The organism is Brevundimonas sp. PWP3-1b1 (assembly GCF_049896065.1).
Classification (GTDB): domain Bacteria; phylum Pseudomonadota; class Alphaproteobacteria; order Caulobacterales; family Caulobacteraceae; genus Brevundimonas; species Brevundimonas intermedia_B.
In genome coordinates, this window is the sequence record NZ_JAFCTO010000001.1 from 1953632 (window position 1) to 1971632 (window position 18001).

Consider the following 18001-nt stretch of genomic DNA (forward strand, 5'->3'; position numbering starts at 1 on the left):
AACCACGCACCGTGTCTGGGGTTCCCCCCCTCCACCACGCTGCGCGCGGTCCCCCTCCCCCGATAGGGGAGGATTGTGGTGACTGCCCCCTTCGACGCCGCTCAGGACCTCGCGGACGCTCCGCGCATCGGCGGCGCGCAGCGGCCCAAGGATGCGGCGACGCTGATCCTGACGCGGGGTGGGTCGCGGCCCGAGGTGCTGATGGGAAGACGGGCGCCGGGGCATGTGTTCATGGCGTCGAAATGGGTGTTTCCGGGCGGGCGGATCGACCGGAGCGACTTTACCGCCGCCGCGACAGGCGACCTGCCCTCCGATGTCGTGCGGCGGCTGGAAGGCGAGCTGCCGGCCCGCCGGGCGCGCGCCCTGGCGCTGACGGCGGTGCGCGAGACGTTCGAGGAGACCGGGCTGATCCTGGGGCAGGCCGCGCCGAGCGCCTCAGTCGCCGGACCGTGGCGGGAGTATCGGCAGGCGGGCGCCCTGCCCGATCTGTCGGTCCTGTCCTACATCGCCCGCGCCATCACCCCGCCGGGCCGGACACGGCGGTTCGACGCCCGGTTCTTCATGGCGCCGGCCGAGGCTCTGCTGAGTCCGGAACCGACCGCCGGGTCGGGCGAACTGGACGAGATCGCCTGGCTGCCGCTGGACGAGGCTCGCGCCTTGGACCTGCCCGCCATCACCCGTTTCGTGCTGGGCGAACTGGCGGAGCGGTTGGAACACCCGAACCGCCCCCTGCCCTTCGTGCGGATGGTGCGGGGCCGCCACACGGTCGAACACAGGGACTGACATGGCCGGATCGACGATCACCCTGCGCCTGACCATCGCCGATCCGGTCGCGGGCGTCGCCTACAGCCTGCAGGACAAGGCCAACATCCCGGTCGAGCCGTGCCTCGCCGGCGACGGACCGATCAGCTTCGATGCGCCGATCACCCTGTCCGACGACGGACGACTGACCGGCACGTTCGTGCGGCGCGAGGGGCCGTTGCGACGTTTCGTCTATATCGCCATCGGCACGTCTGCCGGCCAGCACGCCAGCGCATGGAGCCGACGCGCCAAGATCGACATCCACGACATTCCCGTCGATCTGCTGGCTCAGGCGCGCGAGGGTAAGGTGCTCGAAGTTATGCTGCCCGGCCGCGCGAAAGACGGCGGCCCGGCCTGCGCCACCGTGCGGCCGCTTCAGGCCTGGCGCGTCGTCTGATCCTTAGTCGGCGATCGGCTTCGTCAGGTCGAACTCGACGCGGAAATGGCGGTTGGGACGGCGCAGTTCATAGGCGAACATCCGATCCGGATGGACCTCCATCGCCCAGACATTTGTGGTCGAGACCGCCGCGTCATTGGCGTTGAACAGGGCGATCGATTCGGCGTCGACGGGAAACTCCTGCCGCTCGGCCGTGCCCGCGCCGGCCGTGTCGCCGCCATACCAGTGCAGCACGTCGGTCGTGCCGTCCTCGTGCCGGTGATCGTGCTTCAGCCGCAGGCCCGCGTCGGTCTTGGTCACGACCCAGGTGCGCGAGCGGTCGTCGCCCACAGCGAAGGGAATGCGCACCTCGTCCGCCGAACAGTCGCGGACGTGCATGATCAGCCGCTCGCTGGCGAACTTGGCGTCGGCGGCGTCGGTCGTGACGACCCGGCCTTCGAATCGCTGACCGCACAGGGCGTTCAGCCTGGCCAGGAACGAGTCCTGCGCAGGATCGGGGGCCGCAGCCGCAACGCCGGCGGACGAGAGGGAAACCAGGGCCGCAGCGGCCAGCAAGGATGCGATTTTCATACGGTCACACTATATGTGCATCCGACCGCATCAACGTGGCATCGCGCCCGTTGACTTTGGGGCGATCCTGAGTATGTTCCGCGCCTCTTATTTTAAGCGGCTTTCGCCGTCGCAGAGGTAATTCCGATGGCCAAACCGGCTTCCATCAAGATCCGCCTGAACTCCACGGCCGACACCGGCTTCTTCTATGTCACCAAGAAGAACGCCCGCACCATGACCGAGAAAATGGTCGTCAAGAAGTACGATCCCGTCGTGCGCAAGCACGTCGAGTTCAAGGAAGGCAAGATCAAGTAAGACCTTGATCTGCTGAGAATTGAAAACGCCCGGCTGGTCTCCAGCCGGGCGTTTTTCGTTGTCTGGAGGTTCGGTCAGGCCGCCTTGGCGATGACCTTGTTGCGGCCGGCGGCCTTGGCCTCATAGACGCCTTCGTCGGCGCGTTTCAGCAGGCCCTCGGGCGTGTCGCCGTCGCCGGTCGTGGCGGCCACGCCGATCGAGATGGTGATGGTGATCTGTTCCTTGCCGCCCATGACCCGGAACGGGGCGGAGGCGACGTCGCGGCGAATCCGTTCGGCGACGCGGCCTGCGTCTTCCAGGCTGGCGCCCGGCATGACGACCACAAACTCTTCCCCGCCCATCCGGCACGGCAGATCGACGGCGCGGACGTTGGTGGCCAGGCGCACGGCGAACTCGACCAGAACCTCGTCCCCGGCGTCATGGCCGAAGCTGTCGTTGACGGACTTGAAGTGGTCGATGTCCAGCACCAGCAAGGCGACCTGAGACCCGCCCTGGGCCGCGCGGCCGACCAGAGCCTGTAGCTGGCCGGTCATGTAGCGACGATTGTGCAGGCCGGTCAGGGCGTCTGTGACGGCCATTTCCATGCTGCTGTCCAGCTTCTGGCGCAGAAAGTCGGTATAGCGTTTACGTCGGATCTGAGTGCGGACGCGCGCCGACAGTTCCTCGGTATCGATGGGACGCGGCAGGATGTCGGCGGCGCCCAGTTCCAGCGCCTTGACCATGCGCGGCCGTTCGGCCGGCTCCACCACCGCCAGGATCGGCGCGCGGCGTGCGTCGCCCGACTTGGCCTGGGCCACGATCCGCAGGCCGTCGAAGCCGGCGGCGGCGACATTGACGATGATCAGATCCAGCGCCCCCTTGGCCGCGACCAGCGCCGCCTCGGGATCGGATTCGATGGTGACGCGGTGTTCGCCGCTCAGCTCAGCCGCCATCTTCTCGGCCTGGCGCATATCGTCATCGACGATCAGAACCCGCCCACCCTCGCTGCGAAGCCGCGCGGCGTTGTCCGAATCAACGCCCAGGCGCCGGCCGCTTTCCTCGCGTTCGCGCAGTTCGTCCATGACGTGCTTCAGCCGGGTCAGCGACTTGACCCGCGCGAACAGGATCACGTCGTCGATGGGCTTGGTCAGGAAGTCGTCGGCGCCCGCTTCCAGCCCCCTGATGCGGTCCTGACGGCCGTCCAGCGCGGTGACCAGCACCACCGGAATGTGACGCGTCTCGGCCTGGGCCTTCAGCCGACGACAGGTTTCGAACCCGTCCATGCCCGGCATCATGACGTCGAGAAGGATAAGGTCCGGCTGATGTTCGGCGGCGATGGCCAGGGCCGTCGCGCCGTCATTGCAGCTCAGCACATCGTAATATTCGATGGTCAGCTTGGCTTCGAGCAGGCGGACGTTCACGTCCACGTCGTCGACCACGAGAATGCGCGCGCTCATCCGAGGTGCTGCCGGATGGTTTCGAGGAAGTGCATCACCGAAATGGGCTTGGAGATATAGGCCTCGCACCCGCCCTGGCGGATACGCTCCTCGTCGCCCTTCATGGCGAAGGCGGTCACGGCGATGACGGGGATGTGGCTCAGCTCCTCGTCGTCCTTCAGCCACTTCGTGACTTCCAGGCCCGAGATTTCCGGGAGCTGAATATCCATCAGGATCAGATCGGGATGATGGGCGCGCGCCAGGGCCAAGGCCTGCAAGCCCTCTCGGGTCTGCAGGGTCTCGTAGCCCTGGGAATCAAGCAGATCATGAAAAAGCTTCATGTTCAGCTCGTTATCCTCGACGATGAGGACTTTCTTGGACATCATCACCTGACCTGCGCACCCCTCGAACACGGGACGCCTCGTTGGTCGCATTCGTAGGCGAGCAGTCTTAAGTTGGGGTGAAGCCAACCTTACGGAGACCTTAAGCGTGGCCATCAAGGCCATCTGTCGCGACTGCCTGTGGACCGGCGAAGACCCCGCCGGGCCGGCCGACCGTCGCTGCCCGGCGTGCGGGTCGCGGCGCATCGTCGCCGATCCCGAACTGGACCAGCTGTCCATCGCCCACATGGACTGCGACGCCTTCTACGCCTCGGTGGAGAAGCGCGACCGGCCGGAACTGCGCGACAAGCCGGTCATCGTCGGCGGCGGCAAGCGCGGGGTCGTCTCCACCGCCTGCTACGTCGCGCGCCAGTACGGCGTGGGCTCGGCCATGCCGATGTTCAAGGCGCTGAAGGCCTGTCCCGAGGCGGTGGTCATCAAGCCCGACTTCACCAAATACGTCTTCGAATCGCAGCGTATCCTCGGCGCGCTCGGCCGGCTGACGCCGCTGATCCAGCCGTTGTCGCTGGATGAGGCCTGGGTCGATCTGTCGGGCACCGAGCGGCTGAACGGCGGCCCGCCGGCGTTTCAGCTGATCCGTTTCCAGAAACAGATCGAGGAGGAGACCGGCCTGACCGTCTCCATCGGCCTGGCCCCCAACCGCTTCCTGGCCAAGATGGCGTCGGAGATGGACAAGCCCCGCGGATTCTCCGTCGTCGGCGCCGCCAACGCCCAGGCCCTGCTGGCGCCGCGCCTCGTCACCACCCTGCCCGGCGTCGGTCCGGTGTTCGGCAAGGCGCTGCGCAGCGACGGCTATTCGACCATCGGCGATCTGGCCCGGGCGGATGTGCGCGATCTGGTCAAACGTTACGGCGAATCGGGCCTGCGCCTGCACGAACTGGCTCACGCCCGCGACGCCCGCGCCGTGAACCCCGAGCGCGACCGCAAGGGGATGAGCGCCGAGACCACCTTCAACGAAGACCTGACCTCATCTGAGGCGCTGGAGGCGGAGCTGTGGCCCCTGTGCGAGAAGCTGGCGTCCAAGGCCCGGCGCGACGACGTCGCCAGCCGGGTTCTGGTGCTGAAGCTGCGCCGCACCGATTTCAAGATCGTCACCCGCCGCATCACCCTGCCCGATCCGGTCCAGACGGCGCGCGCCCTGTTCGCCGCCGGGCGGGATCTGCTGAAGCCGGAACTGGGCCCGTCCTATCGGCTGATCGGCATCGGCATGGCCGACGTCCAGGACGCCGAGGATGCGCCCGTCGGCCTGTTCCAGACCCCCGAGACCCGCACCCTGAAGACCGAACGCGCCATCGACAAACTGCGCGAGAAGTTCGGCAAGGACGCCGTGGTGGCGGGGCGCGCGCTGAAGCCGTAGGAAGCGCCATGGACCTCGCCAAACGCGCCTATGACCACGGCTTTCGCCTGGACCCCATCGTCCGCAGCCTGCTGGATACCGACTTCTACAAGCTGCTGATGCTGCAGATGATCTGGCGCGAGCATCGCGACGTGCCGGTCGTCTTCCAGGTCATCAACCGCACCAAATCCGTCCGCCTGGCCGACGAGATCGACATCGACGCTCTGCGCGAGCAGCTGGATCACGCCCGCACCCTGCGCTTCACCAACAAGGAACTGGTCTGGCTAGCGGGCAACAGCTTCTATGGGGTGAAGCAAATCTTTTCGCCCGACTTCATCGCCTGGCTGACCGACTATCGCCTGCCGGACTATGACCTGTCGGTTCAGGGCGGGCAGTATGTCCTGACCTTCTCGGGCGGCTGGGCCGAGGTGACGCTGTGGGAGATCCCGGCGCTGGCGATCCTGAACGAGTTGCGTTGCCGCGTCGGCATGCGGCGGCTGGGCCGGTTCGAGCTGGACATTCTCTATTCGCGCGCCAAGACGCGGCTGTGGTCCAAGGTCGAGCGGCTGCGCGCCTTGCCCGACCTGGCCCTGTCCGACTTCGGCACGCGGCGGCGCCACGGTTTCCTGTGGCAGCGCTGGTGCATCCAGGCGCTGAAGGAAGGCCTGGGATCGTCCTTCATCGGCACATCCAACGTGCTGCACGCCATGGAGAATGATCTGGAGGCTATCGGCACCAACGGACACGAACTGCCGATGGTGATGGCGGCGCTGGCGCCCGACGATGTGGCGCTGGCCCAAGTCCCCTATGACGTTCTGGACGAGTGGCGCAGGCATTATGCGGGCAATCTGCTGATCGTCCTGCCCGACGCCTTCGGCACCGAGGCGTTTCTGGAGCAGGCGCCCGATTGGGTGGCGGACTGGACCGGATTCCGTCCCGACTCGGCTCCGCCCATTCCGGCCGGAGACCGCTTGATCGACTGGTGGCGGGCGCATGGCCGCGATCCGAAGGACAAGCTGCTGATCTTCTCGGACGGGATGGATATTGACGGCATCGAGGCGACCCATGCCCATTTCCACGGTCGCGCCCGGCTCAGTTTCGGCTGGGGCACCAATCTGACCAACGACTTCCGCGACTGTTCGCCCGCCTTCGCGCCGGAGCTGGAGCCCATCTCCCTGGTCTGCAAGGTGGTCGAGGCCGGCGGCCGGCCCGCCGTCAAACTGTCGGACAACCCGGAAAAAGCGGTCGGCGACCCGGCCGAGATCGAACGCTATCGCCGGGTTTTCGGCGTGCGCGGCCTGACCGCCCAGCCTGTCACGGTCTGAAACCCTGCCTTAAGCCCGTTGGGCCATAAGGGCGGGATGAACGCCTTTCTCGACAAGATGCGTCGCCGCGCCGGCCGCTATCTCGACGTCCGCCCCGCCATGGTCCAGCCCGCGCGCGGCGTCCTCAGCCTGTCGTTCGACGACATCCCCGCATCGGCCTGGACCGAGGCCGGACCGATTCTGGCCCAGCACGGGGTCAAGGCGACCTATTATGTCTGCGGCGGCCTGGCGGGCGGTCACAATCTGGACCTGCCGCAGTTCGAGGTGGAGCATCTGCAGGCGCTGCATGAGGCGGGTCACGAGGTCGGCTGCCACACCTATGAACACGTCTCGACCCTGACCCTGTCGCCGACCGAACTGGACGCCAGCCTGGGCCGCAACGCCGCCTGGGTGGCCGAGCGGTTGGACGGGTATCAGATGCAGACCTTCGCCTATCCGTTCGGCGACTGCGCCCTGGGGTCCAAGGCGATCATCGACAAACGCTTCCTATGCGGGCGCGGCGTGCGCGATGGGATCAACGCCGGCCGCGCCGACCGCAACCTGCTGCAGGCCATCGGCCTGGAGAGCCGTCGTCTGCCCGGTTACGATCTGGAGGCGCTGGTGGCGGAGACGGCGGCGTCCAAGGGCTGGCTGATCGCCTATGGTCACGACGTCAGCGACGCCCCGACGCCCTACGGCTGCCGTCCCGAGGATATCGACCGGCTGATCCGCCTGGCCAAGGCGGCCGATCTGGACATCCAACCGGTCGCGGCGGCGTGGCGGATGGCGACGGCCTGACGTTTCAGCCGGCCTTGCGCCGATCCGCCCAGGCGATCAGTTCCTTGCGGGGCCAGATCATCAGCCAGGATCGGGCGGTGTATTCCCCGCTGTCGATCAGCGCCTTGCGCGACGCCGAGGCCGTCGCAGCCCGTTCCGTGTGGATCGGCGCCGGTCCCTGGTGGACCATGAAGGCGCCGCCGTTCAGGGGGTTGAGCCGCAGGTGCGCCAGGCGCGGGCTGATCTCGGTCAGGGGCGGGTCGTAGAACCAGCTGGAGCCAATCATCCCCGCCAGTTCCGGGCGCGCGCGGCAAAGCTCCGCCGCCGTCGCCCAGGCCTCGTTCCAGCCGTCCTCGTTGAAGCCCCGCAGCCAGCGGCTTTCGGTGTGCACCTCCAGCCACGGCTCGCGCTTTGCGCCCGCAGCCAGATAACGGAACAGGGGTTTCACGCCCCAGCCGTCGCGGACATGTTTGACGATCTGGCCCGGTCCGACCGGCGAACTCAGGTCGATCACCTGGCTCTTTGCGCCCGGCACGCTCAGCGCCAGGGTGAACCGCACGTCCTTGGACCAATGGTCGAAGACGTAGTCGCCTTCGGCCTTGTCCAGAAACGCCGCCAGTTGTTCGATCCAGTAGGGATACAGCGTCATAACCTCGGCCGGCAGGCTCATCGCCGCCGCGCGGTCGGGCAGTTGCAGCGCCCAGGCGGCGACCAGGCCACGACGCACGTGGTCCGATGCGTCCGCGCCCAACAGGGCGTCCACCGCCTTGGCCGGCATTTCGAAATCCCAGTGCGGCGCGGCCTCGGCGGCCTTGTACGCCGCCGGACCGGCGACGGCGTCCACGCGCGCCCGGTCGTCGGGGGACAGTCGCGCCAGCACGGCATGGAAGACGGCGACATCGGGGGTCAGGTGCATATCCATGATCGGCACAATGACACGGCGCGGTTGGCGAACCTTTAAAGCCGCGCGACGGACGTGACGCCGCCCTTGCCGCGCGCTAAACCGCGCCCAGATAAAAGGAGCCCCCATGAGCATCGAAGCCCGTATCGCCGAACTCGGCCTCACCCTGCCGGAACCCGCCAAGCCGGTGGCCAGCTATGTCTCCTATGTCCGCTCGGGCAATCAGGTCACCATCTCCGGCCAGCTGTCGAACGACGCCTCGGGCGGGATCAAGGGCACAGTCGGCGTGGACGTGACGCCGGAACAGGCCACGGAGGCGGCCCGCCTGTGCGGTCTGAACCTGATCGCCCAGATCAAGGCGGCCTGCGACGGCGATCTGGACCGGGTGGTCCGCATCGCCAAACTGGGCGGCTTCGTTCAGGCTGGCCCCGATTTCATCGCCATTCCCGCCGTCATCAACGGCTGCTCGGACCTGATGGTCGAGGTCTTCGGCGACGCGGGCAAGCACGCCCGTTCGGCCGTCGGCGTCTACAAGCTGCCGCTCGGCTTCGCCGTCGAGATCGATGCGATCGTGGAGATCCGCTGATCTATCAGATCTCGGTTCACGAAGGGATCGCCGACATCGGCCGCGAGGCCTGGGACGCGTGCGCGCAGCCCACTGGCGATCCCTTCGTCTCCTATGATTTTCTGAACGCCTGCGAAGCGTCAGGCAGCGCCGCGCCTCGCCAAGGCTGGGCGCCACGTCACCTGGCCCTGCGGGGTGACGACAACGCCGTTCTCGGCGTCATGCCCCTCTATCTGAAGGGCAACAGCCAGGGCGAATACGTCTTCGACCACAGTTGGGCCGACGCCTATGAGCGGGCTGGCGGGCGTTATTATCCCAAGCTGCTGGGCGCCGTGCCGTTCACCCCGGCGACCGGCCCGCGCTTCCTGAACCATCCCGACACCGACGCCGCCACGGTGCGTCAGGCGCTGATCCAGGGGGCGATGACGCTGGTCGAGCGACTGGGCGTGTCGTCCCTGCACGTCAACTTCCCGACCGAGCCGGAATGGTCGGCCATGGCCGAGGCGGACCTGCTGCCGCGCCAGGACATCCAGTTCATCTGGAAGAACAACGGCTATCGGACCTTCGACGATTTCCTCGCCGCCCTGTCGGCCAACCGCCGCAAGACCATCAAGCGCGAGCGCCGCGACGCCCAGGCCGATCTGGACATCCGCGTCCTGACCGGCGCCGACATCACCGAGGCGCACTGGGACGCCTTCTTCGCCTTCTATATGGACACCGGCTCGCGCAAATGGGGCCAGCCCTATCTGACGCGCGACTTCTTCAGCCGCGTCGGCGCAACCATGGCCGACCGGATCGCCCTGGTGATGGCGTTTAGGGACCAGACGCCCATCGCCGGCGCCCTGAACTTCATCGGCCGCGACGCCTTGTACGGCCGCCAGTGGGGCACGCTGGAAGACGTGCCCTTCCTGCATTTCGAGCTCTGCTACTATCAGGCCATCGACTTCGCCATTTCGCGCGGCCTGTCCCGCGTCGAGGCCGGCGCCCAGGGCGATCACAAGATCGCGCGCGGCTACTTGCCCTCCCCCGTCTATTCCGCCCACTTCATCGCCGACCCGGCCCTGCGCGATCCCGTCGCCCGCTATCTGGACGGCGAACGCCCGGCGATGCAGGCCGAGATGGCGGCGATGACCGAGGACCTGTCGCCCTACAAGGCCACATAGAAAAAGGCCCGGCTGTTTCCAGCCGGGCCTTCCGCATTTGATCCTTCGAGGATCAGGCCGTCTCTTCTTCCTCGGCCTTCGCAGGCGCGTTGGCGCTGGCGATGTCGAAGTCGATCTTGCCGTCCTTCAGCTGGACCTTGACGTGTCCGCCGCGCGTCAGACGTCCGAACAGGATGTCGTCGGCCAGCGGCTTCTTGATCGAGTCCTGGATGACACGCGCCAGCGGACGCGCGCCGTACAGTTCGTCGAAGCCGTTCTTGGCCAGCCAGTCGGCCGCCTCGTCGGTCAGTTCGATGGTGATGTTGCGATCCGCCAGCTGGGCTTCCAGCTGAAGGATGAACTTGGTCACCACCGAGCGGATCGTGTCGGCCTGCAGCGGCTTGAAGGCCACGATGGCGTCCAGGCGGTTCCTGAACTCCGGCGCGAACAGGCGCTGGATGGCCTTGTCGTCCTCGCCCTCGACCTTGCCCCGGCCGAAGCCGATAGAGGCGCGGGCGTTGTCGGCGGCCCCGGCGTTGGTGGTCATGATCAGGATGACGTTCCTGAAATCGACCTTCTTGCCGACCGCGTCGGTCAGCATGCCGTTGTCCATCACCTGCAGCAGGATGTTGTAGACATCCGGGTGCGCCTTCTCGATCTCGTCCAGCAGCACCACCGAGTGCGGGTGCTGATCGACGGCGTCGGTCAGAAGCCCGCCCTGGTCATGGCCGACATAGCCGGGAGGCGCCCCGATCAGGCGGCTGACGGTGTGGCGCTCCATATATTCTGACATATCGAACCGCTGCATCTCGATGCCCAGGGTGGCGGCAAGCTGCTTGGCCACCTCGGTCTTGCCGACGCCGGTCGGACCGCTGAACAGGAAGCTGCCGATGGGCTTGTTCGGATCGCGCAGACCCGCCCGCGCCAGCTTCATCGCCGCCGAGACCTGTTCGATGGCCTGCTCCTGGCCGAACACCGCACGCTTCAGATCGACCTCAAGCTCGCGCAGGCTTTCGGTGTCGGACTTGGACACCGACTTAGCCGGGATGCGCGCCATCTTGGCGATGACGGCCTCGACCTCCTTCTGGCCGATGACCTTCTTGCGCTTGGATTCGACCAGAAGCATCTGGCCGGCGCCCGCCTCGTCGATCACGTCGATCGCCTTGTCCGGCAGTTTGCGGTCCGTCATGTAGCGGGCCGACAGCTCGACTGCGGTGCGGATGGCGCTGTCGGTATAGCGGACCTTGTGGTGCTGCTCGTAGTAGGTCTTCAGACCCTTCAGGATCTTCACCGTATCTTCGACCGTCGGCTCGTTGACGTCGATCTTCTGGAAGCGACGCACCAGGGCGCGGTCCTTCTCGAAGTGCTGGCGATATTCCTTGTAGGTCGTCGACCCCATGCAGCGCAGCGAACCCGACGCCAGGGCCGGCTTCAACAGGTTGGAGGCGTCCATGGCCCCGCCCGAGGTCGCGCCGGCGCCGATCACCGTGTGAATCTCGTCGATGAAGAGGACCGCGTTCTCGTGGTTCTCCAACTCCTTGACCACCTGTTTCAGGCGTTCCTCGAAGTCGCCGCGATAGCGAGTGCCGGCCAGCAGTGCGCCCATGTCGAGCGAATAGATGGTGGCGTCTTTGAGGACGTCGGGCACCTCGCCGTTGACGATCTTGCGAGCCAGACCTTCGGCGATGGCGGTCTTGCCGACGCCGGGGTCGCCGACCAGCAGCGGGTTGTTCTTGGTGCGGCGGCACAGGATCTGGATCGAGCGATCCACCTCGGCCTGGCGACCGATCAGCGGATCGACCTTGCCCTGGCGCGACTTCTCGTTGAGGTCCACGCAATAGGCTTCCAGCGCCTCGCCGCCCGACTTGACGGCCGAGGCGTCCTCGGCCTCCTCAGGCGAAGAGCCCTTGGCGGGACGGGCCTCGTTGGCGCCGGCCTTCTTGGCGATGCCGTGGGCGATGAAGTTGACCGCGTCATAGCGCGTCATGTCCTGCTCTTGCAGGAAGTAGGCGGCGTGGCTTTCACGCTCCGAGAAGATGGCGACCAGCACGTTGGCGCCGGACACTTCCTCGCGGCCGGACGACTGGACATGGATCACGGCCCGCTGGATCACGCGCTGGAAGCCGGCGGTCGGCTTGGCGTCCTCGCCGTCGGCCGTGGCCAGGGCGGCGAGATCGTTGTCGACATACAGGGTCAGCGCCGCTTTCAACGCAGTCAGATCGACGTTGCAGGCCTGCATCACGCCGGTCGCGTCGGGATCGTCGATCAGCGCGAGCAGCAGGTGCTCAAGCGTTGCATATTCGTGCCTGCGCGCATTGGCGTATCCCACCGCGCGGTGCAGGGTTTCTTCGAGAGGACGGGAAAATGAAGGCATCGGGAGGTTCCTCTCAGTCCTTTTCCATCGTGCATTGCAGAGGGTGCTGGTGTCGGCGCGCGGTCTCGATGACCTGCGCGACCTTGGTCTCGGCGACCTCGTAGGTGAAGACGCCGCAGACGCCCACGCCATGCTGATGCACATGCAGCATGATGCGGGTGGCCTCTTCGCGGCTCTTCTGGAAGAACCGCTCCAGCACATAGACGACGAATTCCATCGGCGAATAATCGTCGTTCAGGATCAGCACCCGATAGAGCGAGGGCTTCTGAAGCTTGGGCTTTGTTTCGGTGACGGTGGCGGCGCCTGCGCCGCCCCCGGTATCACCGGGCCTTTGTATGGGCATTCGTATTCCGTAATCGGGGAGTCGTCTTGTCTCCAACAGATAGGGAATGATGGCCTGAATTGAAGCGGCGTCCAGTCACGGGTTTCGTGAACGGCTTCTGACCAAAATTTCACGTGATCGCGGCGCGCGTTGGACACAGGTTGAAGCCTTCAAAAGAAAGCCTAGACATCGCCATGCCTGTTGCCCTTTTCGCCGCGGTCGCCATCGCCGTCATGCCGCCGAGCAATCCGCTGGAAACCGCAGTGATGGCGGCGGACACCCGTTTGTTCGATCTGTTTTTCGAAGGCTGCGACCCTGCGGGCCTTCGCACAATGCTGACGGATGATTTCGAGTTCTTCGATGATCGCGGCGGCCTAGTTGCGACCGACGCCGACGGCTTCGTCGAACAATATGCAGGTCGCTGTCGGGACCGCAGCGCGCCCGACGCCTGGCGTTCACGCCGTAAGGCCTTGGTCGATACCTTGGCCATCTATCCCGTCCAAGACTATGGGGCGGTCGAGACGGGAGAACACGTCTTTTACGAACGTCAGGGCGACGGACCGGAAACCCGGGTCGGGCGCGCCCGATTCACACAGATGTGGAAGCAGGAGGGCACGGATTGGAAGTTGGCGCGCGTCTTCAGCTACGACCATTCCGCCCTGCCATAGAAACGAAAAAAGCCCCGAAGCGAACTCCGGGGCCTTCTCGATCCGTAGAGGACGCCGTGTTTAGCGGGCGGCCTGGAAGGTTTCGACCGAAGCGGTGACGCGCTCGTTGATCGGCTTGATGCTGTCCTTGACCGTGGCGGTGACGATCTCGTTCGTCTTGGTCAGTTCGGCGACATAGCGCTCCATCGACTTCTTGGCCCAGGCGGTCTGCAGCTCGAAGAACTCCTGCACCGAACGGGCGGTCGACAGTTCCTTGGAGGCGGCGACGCCTTCTTCCCAGGACGACTTGGCGAAGCCCAGCGCCTGCTGCGACAGGGCCTCGGCGCCCTTTTGGGCGACTGTGGCCGACTCGACCATGGCGTCCAGGTTCTTCTTGCCGTGCGCATTCAGCTCGGCCAGCGAGGCGGTCGATTTCTCGATGCCTTCACGGAAGGCTTGGGTGCCTGCAGCCTGCATGGTTTCGGCCTGAGCCTTGACCTTGGCGGCGGCCGAAGTCGCGGCTGCGGTGGCTTGATCGGCAGTCTTCTTCACGTTTTCGGTGGCGTCGGCCATGGTCGTCTCTCCGGTGATGTGACCCGTGAGCACGGGCGCTGGGCGGAAATTTCAGGCGAGGATGGTCCTCGCAGGCCTCTCTTATGCTGCAAGTGCGAAGGTTTTTCAAGCTTATTGTGCAACGCACCATATTATCGATGATAACCTTGGTCATCGGGTCAAATTCCCGTTGACGAGCGGTTAACCACCACGAAACCCGCGCTTCCTATGCTAGCTCTTTCTTCGTGACGGCCGGGGGGCCTGTCGCACCCTGTTCACCGAGGGGTTGTCCCGCCCATGATCGCTTTTCTCCGCCGTGGCCTGTTCGCCGTTCTTGCGCTGTCGCTCGTTCTGGGTGCGAATTCAGTGCCGATCGCGGCCCAGTCGCAGGAGAACAGCCGCTACGCCGCCATCGTCATCGACGCCGCCACCGGCGAGGTTCTATTTGCGCGCAACGCCGACAGCCGCCGCTATCCGGCGTCCCTGACCAAGATGATGACCCTGTATCTGACGTTCGAGGCCCTCTCTCAGGGCAAGGTGAACGTGAACGACGTGCTGACGATCTCGCCGCGCGCCGCCTCGCAGCCGCCGTCCAAGCTGGGCCTCGCCGCCGGCCAGACCATCACCCTGGATAACGCCATGCGCGCCACGGCGGTGCGGTCCGCCAACGACATGGCCCTGGCCATCGGCGAACACATCGGCGGGTCGGAAGCTCGCTTCACCAACATGATGACCCTGAAGGCGGAACAGCTGGGCATGACCCAGACCCGCTATTTCACCGCCAATGGCTTGCCCGACGCGCGCCAGATCACATCGGCGCGCGACCAGGCCATCCTGGCCCGCGCCATCATGCGTGATTTCCCGCAATATTACAGCTACTTCGGCCTGCACGACTGGGCCTATAACGGTCGCAACTATCGCAACACCAACGGCCTGCTGCCCACCGGGCGCGGCTATGACGGCATGAAGACCGGCTATACCAACGCCTCGGGCTACAATCTCGCCGCCTCGGCCGTACGCGACGGACGCCGACTAATCACCATCGTGTTGGGCGGCCGCTCAACCGCCAGCCGCAACGCCCACGTCGCCGAACTGATGGACACCGGCTTCGAGGTCGAACGCCGTCGCGCCCAGGGCGAACGGATACAGATTGCCCAGACCTTCTTCGAACAGCGTGGCTTCGGCGTCGGCAGCGTCTCGGCCGACGCTCCGATCGCCTATGCTTCGGTCAACGACGACGAAGACGGCATCGGCGCCGAATCCACCGCCGTCGCCTATACGGCGGCCCCTCCGCCCGCTGCCCTGCCGACCCGCGTCGCCCCTGCCCCCTCGGAACGCGCCGCCAGCCAGCGCGCCGCCGCAACCGCACAGGCCGTCGGCCAGGCCGCCGCCTCCTCTTCGAACGCCCGCGCGCCCCAAAATGTCACCGCCTCTCTGAACGGCGCGCCGTCCAGCGCGGCCGTCGCGCCCTCGACCACGCCGCGTCGCGCGACCCCGCCCCCGGCGCGAGAGCCCGCACGCGCAGCCGCCCGCGCGCCCGCCGGACGTTGGGCGGTTCAGGTCGGAGCCTTCCGCGAGGAGAAGGTCGCCACCGACTGGTTGACCGAGGTCAATCGCCGCTTCCGCAGCCAGTTCGCCACCGCGGAACGCAACGTCCAGACCGCCGGCGACTGGTATCGCTCGCGCTTCGTCGGCCTGACGGAAGCCGGGGCCAAGACCGCCTGCGAGGCCCTGGCCGAACGCCGCGTCACCTGCATGGTCATCGGCCCCGACTGACGCGATCCAGAGCGAGAACAAATGTTCTTGCTTTGTTCCAGATGATGTCGCATCGTCCTTCCCATGGAAACCGCCAAGGGAAGAGGGGCGCGTTCGAATGCGACCGGCCGCTACGAGCCTGAACAGCATCAGTCGTTCGACGACGGCTGGACGCGCGACGACGCCGAGACCGCGCCGCTGCGCACCACCCTCACCCCGGAGCATGCCCGCACCATCATCGCCCGGAACGACAGCCCGGACATCGGATTCGACCGCTCCATCAACCCTTACAAAGGTTGCGAACATGGCTGCATCTACTGTTACGCCCGTCCGTCCCATGCCTGGATGGGCCTATCCCCGGGCCTGGATTTCGAGAGCCGGATCTTCTTCAAGCCCCAGGCCGCAAGTCTGCTGGAACAGGCGTTCCTCGCACCCCGATACCGGTGCAAACGCATCCACATAGGCGGAAACACCGATCCCTATCAGCCGGTGGAGCGCGATCTGAAATCCACGCGCTCGATCCTGGAGGTCATGCAACGCTTCAATCACCCGTTCAGCATCATCACCAAGTCGGTGTTGATCGGGCGCGACGCCGACATCCTGGGGCCGATGGGCAAGGCGGGGCTGGCCTCGGCCTTCGTCTCCATCACCACCCTGGATCGGGGTCTGGCCCGCGCGATGGAGCCCCGCGCCTCCACCCCGGCGAAAAGGCTGGAGGCCATAAGCCGCCTGGCGGATGCGGGCTGTCCCGTCGGCGTCGGGTTCGCGCCCGTCATCCCCGGCCTGAACGACCACGAACTGGAATCCATTCTGGAAGCCGCCGCAAAGGCCGGGGCGACGCGGGCCATGTACGTCACCCTGCGTCTGCCGCTGGAAATCAAGGATCTGTTTCGCGAGTGGCTGGCCGACGCCCGACCAGACCGGGCCGCGCGTGTCATGTCCCTGATCCGCCAGACTCGCGGCGGCAAGGATTACGACGCCGACTGGTCCCAGCGCATGAAGGGAACCGGCCCGGTCGCCGAACTGATCGGCGCGCGGTTCAAGGCCGCCGTCAAACGCTACGGCCTCGACACGCCTCACCGCCTGCTGGACGAAGCCCAGTTCCGCGTGCCCGCTGACGCCCGGCCGCAGATGGATCTTTTCGACCTCCCCCTCGACAAGATTGCCTGAACCTACACCTGAGGTTAGCGTCACGCATCCTTGGGGGGTTTCATGATCAAGCGTCTGTCTGCGACCGTCGCCGCCCTGTGTCTATCCGGCGTCTTGGCCGGGTGCATGACCGTCAGCGTGCCGGAGGGGCAGTTTTTCTATCCCGACGCCCGCGTGACGGCCGAGAAGATGGTGCTCACGCCCGGCCCCGCCATTCCCGGCGCCGAGGTTCTGTCCCTGCCTTATTCCGGGGGCGCTGTCGCCGCGACGCGGGTGCGGATGGGAAAGTCCGACGCGCCGCTGATCCTTTACTGCGGCGGCAACCTGTTCCGGCGCGACGTCAACGGCGCGCAGGTGGCGACCGAACTCGCCCCGTTCGGCGACGTGCTGATGTTCGACTACCCCGGCTCGGGCGACACGCCTGGACAGGCGAACTTCGCGACATACAGGTCCGCTGGCGCGGTCATCGCGGCGACCGCTCGCGCGCAAGCCGACGCCGAGGGCCGTAAACTGATCGCCTGGGGGCATTCTCTGGGCGGCCCGATCTGCGCTGAAGCCGCGCGGGTCATACGCGCCGACTCCCTTGTGCTTGAGGCGACCACGCCCACCGCCCGCGACGCTGTGAACGAGATGATCGGCCTATGGCGGCCTCTGGTCCGTGTCCAGTTGGCCGATGCCTTGGCAACCGTGGACGTGCCGGCGACGCTGGACGGCTATCCGGGCAAGGTCGTCGTCCTGGAAGCCGGTCGCGACGAGACCCTGCCGCCAGCGCTCAGCCGAAAACTGGCTCAGGATCTTGAGACGCGCGGCGTAAATGTCGAGCGTCTGGTGTTTCCCCGCGCGGACCATGGCGACATCCCGGCGCAGCCGAACTTCGTCGCCCGCGTCGCCGCAGCTCTTAATTAATCGTCCGCCGCTGACGGGTCGATGGCGCGGGTGACCAGGTCGCGCCAGGTCGGATCGGTATCGTCGACCAGATCGACATCCTCCAACAGAGCCACCGCCCCCTCGCCGTCCGGCAGGATCAGGCCAAGGACCTCCATCTCCTCGCCGTCAGGGCCAAGGTGGCTCTCTGCCTGCACGGCCACCGCCGCCTGCTCGCCGTCCTCCTCCCACCAGATCACGGGCTGGGGCAGCTCCATAACGATCGGGCGCGGATCATCCGTCTCCCCCAGGGCGAAAACGGCCCGGCGCGCCTGGACGTCGTCCAGGGTCGCGACGGCGCCGACGAACGGCTTCAGCCGCGCCCAATCGTCGGCGTCGAAGCCGCCGCCATCCTCATCGTTCTGATCGTCCATG

Annotated in this window: 20 protein-coding genes; 12 read left to right on the top strand and 8 right to left on the bottom strand. The window is 66.2% G+C overall.

Annotated features, from left to right (window positions below; genetic code table 11):
- The first annotated feature begins 75 nt into the window (after positions 1–75).
- Positions 76–783 (top strand): NUDIX hydrolase, encoded by a 708-nt coding sequence (locus ACP69V_RS09640; RefSeq protein WP_426023632.1) that lies wholly within the window; start codon positions 76–78, stop codon positions 781–783.
- A gap of 1 nt (position 784) precedes the next feature.
- Positions 785–1198 carry a DUF5990 family protein gene (locus ACP69V_RS09645; RefSeq protein WP_426023633.1) on the top strand — a complete coding sequence of 138 codons (414 nt, stop codon included), beginning with the start codon at positions 785–787 and terminating at the stop codon, positions 1196–1198.
- A 3-nt stretch (positions 1199–1201) separates the two neighbouring features.
- Here ACP69V_RS09645 and ACP69V_RS09650 read toward each other — a convergent pair whose 3' ends face one another.
- A complete protein-coding gene (locus ACP69V_RS09650) occupies positions 1202–1768 on the bottom strand; it encodes a hypothetical protein (protein ID WP_426023634.1) in 567 nt (188 codons plus the stop codon).
- A gap of 126 nt (positions 1769–1894) precedes the next feature.
- Here ACP69V_RS09650 and rpmG point away from each other — a divergent pair, with 126 nt between their 5' ends.
- Positions 1895–2062: a 50S ribosomal protein L33 gene (rpmG, locus tag ACP69V_RS09655; protein ID WP_003164451.1), complete on the top strand. Its 168-nt coding sequence runs from the start codon at positions 1895–1897 to the stop codon at positions 2060–2062.
- A 74-nt stretch (positions 2063–2136) separates the two neighbouring features.
- Here the strand turns inward: rpmG and ACP69V_RS09660 are convergent, their stop codons facing one another.
- Positions 2137–3498: a PleD family two-component system response regulator gene (locus ACP69V_RS09660; protein WP_426023635.1), complete on the bottom strand. Its 1362-nt coding sequence runs from the start codon at positions 3496–3498 to the stop codon at positions 2137–2139.
- A complete protein-coding gene (locus tag ACP69V_RS09665) occupies positions 3495–3860 on the bottom strand; it encodes a response regulator (RefSeq protein WP_167762544.1) in 366 nt (121 codons plus the stop codon). The genes ACP69V_RS09660 and ACP69V_RS09665 overlap by 4 nt, the downstream gene beginning before the upstream one ends.
- Before the next feature lie 106 nt (positions 3861–3966).
- Between ACP69V_RS09665 and ACP69V_RS09670 the strand changes: the two genes are divergently transcribed.
- From ACP69V_RS09670 to ACP69V_RS09680, 3 genes are read left to right on the top strand one after another with little or no spacing between them, the layout of a single operon-like run.
- A complete protein-coding gene (locus tag ACP69V_RS09670) occupies positions 3967–5235 on the top strand; it encodes a DNA polymerase IV (protein WP_426023636.1) in 1269 nt (422 codons plus the stop codon).
- 8 nt (positions 5236–5243) lie between these two features.
- A complete protein-coding gene (gene pncB, locus ACP69V_RS09675; RefSeq protein WP_426023637.1) occupies positions 5244–6539 on the top strand; it encodes a nicotinate phosphoribosyltransferase in 1296 nt (431 codons plus the stop codon).
- Positions 6540–6575: 36 nt separating this feature from the next.
- Positions 6576–7316, top strand: coding sequence for a polysaccharide deacetylase family protein (locus ACP69V_RS09680; RefSeq protein ID WP_426023638.1), 741 nt, complete (start codon positions 6576–6578; stop codon positions 7314–7316).
- A 4-nt stretch (positions 7317–7320) separates the two neighbouring features.
- Here the strand turns inward: ACP69V_RS09680 and ACP69V_RS09685 are convergent, their stop codons facing one another.
- Positions 7321–8217 (bottom strand): hypothetical protein, encoded by an 897-nt coding sequence (locus ACP69V_RS09685; RefSeq protein WP_426023639.1) that lies wholly within the window; start codon positions 8215–8217, stop codon positions 7321–7323.
- Positions 8218–8323: 106 nt separating this feature from the next.
- Here ACP69V_RS09685 and ACP69V_RS09690 point away from each other — a divergent pair, with 106 nt between their 5' ends.
- Positions 8324–8782, top strand: a complete 459-nt coding sequence (locus tag ACP69V_RS09690) for a RidA family protein (RefSeq protein ID WP_426023640.1) — start codon at positions 8324–8326, stop codon at positions 8780–8782.
- Positions 8779–9924 (top strand): GNAT family N-acetyltransferase, encoded by a 1146-nt coding sequence (locus ACP69V_RS09695; RefSeq protein WP_426024050.1) that lies wholly within the window; start codon positions 8779–8781, stop codon positions 9922–9924. The genes ACP69V_RS09690 and ACP69V_RS09695 overlap by 4 nt, the downstream gene beginning before the upstream one ends.
- A 52-nt stretch (positions 9925–9976) precedes the next feature.
- Here the strand turns inward: ACP69V_RS09695 and clpA are convergent, their stop codons facing one another.
- Positions 9977–12277, bottom strand: coding sequence for an ATP-dependent Clp protease ATP-binding subunit ClpA (gene clpA / locus ACP69V_RS09700; protein ID WP_426023641.1), 2301 nt, complete (start codon positions 12275–12277; stop codon positions 9977–9979).
- Positions 12278–12290: 13 nt separating this feature from the next.
- On the bottom strand, positions 12291–12620 hold the full coding sequence (gene clpS / locus ACP69V_RS09705; RefSeq protein ID WP_426023642.1) for an ATP-dependent Clp protease adapter ClpS: 330 nt from the start codon (positions 12618–12620) through the stop codon (positions 12291–12293).
- 113 nt (positions 12621–12733) lie between these two features.
- On the opposite strand from clpS, the gene ACP69V_RS09710 reads away from it, so the two are divergent.
- A complete protein-coding gene (locus ACP69V_RS09710; protein ID WP_426023643.1) occupies positions 12734–13267 on the top strand; it encodes a nuclear transport factor 2 family protein in 534 nt (177 codons plus the stop codon).
- A gap of 60 nt (positions 13268–13327) precedes the next feature.
- Here the strand turns inward: ACP69V_RS09710 and ACP69V_RS09715 are convergent, their stop codons facing one another.
- Positions 13328–13819, bottom strand: a complete 492-nt coding sequence (locus tag ACP69V_RS09715; RefSeq protein ID WP_426023644.1) for a phasin family protein — start codon at positions 13817–13819, stop codon at positions 13328–13330.
- A gap of 276 nt (positions 13820–14095) precedes the next feature.
- On the opposite strand from ACP69V_RS09715, the gene ACP69V_RS09720 reads away from it, so the two are divergent.
- The 3 genes from ACP69V_RS09720 to ACP69V_RS09730 all read left to right on the top strand — a co-directional run bounded on the left by ACP69V_RS09720 (position 14096) and on the right by ACP69V_RS09730 (position 17608).
- Positions 14096–15574 (top strand): D-alanyl-D-alanine carboxypeptidase family protein, encoded by a 1479-nt coding sequence (locus ACP69V_RS09720; RefSeq protein WP_426023645.1) that lies wholly within the window; start codon positions 14096–14098, stop codon positions 15572–15574.
- 63 nt (positions 15575–15637) lie between these two features.
- Complete coding sequence (locus tag ACP69V_RS09725; protein WP_426023646.1) at positions 15638–16723, top strand: PA0069 family radical SAM protein; 1086 nt, start codon at positions 15638–15640, stop codon at positions 16721–16723.
- A gap of 42 nt (positions 16724–16765) precedes the next feature.
- A complete protein-coding gene (locus ACP69V_RS09730; protein WP_426023647.1) occupies positions 16766–17608 on the top strand; it encodes an alpha/beta hydrolase family protein in 843 nt (280 codons plus the stop codon).
- Here ACP69V_RS09730 and ACP69V_RS09735 read toward each other — a convergent pair.
- Positions 17605–18000: a hypothetical protein gene (locus ACP69V_RS09735; RefSeq protein WP_426023648.1), complete on the bottom strand. Its 396-nt coding sequence runs from the start codon at positions 17998–18000 to the stop codon at positions 17605–17607. The genes ACP69V_RS09730 and ACP69V_RS09735 overlap by 4 nt on opposite strands.
- Position 18001: the final 1 nt, after the last annotated feature.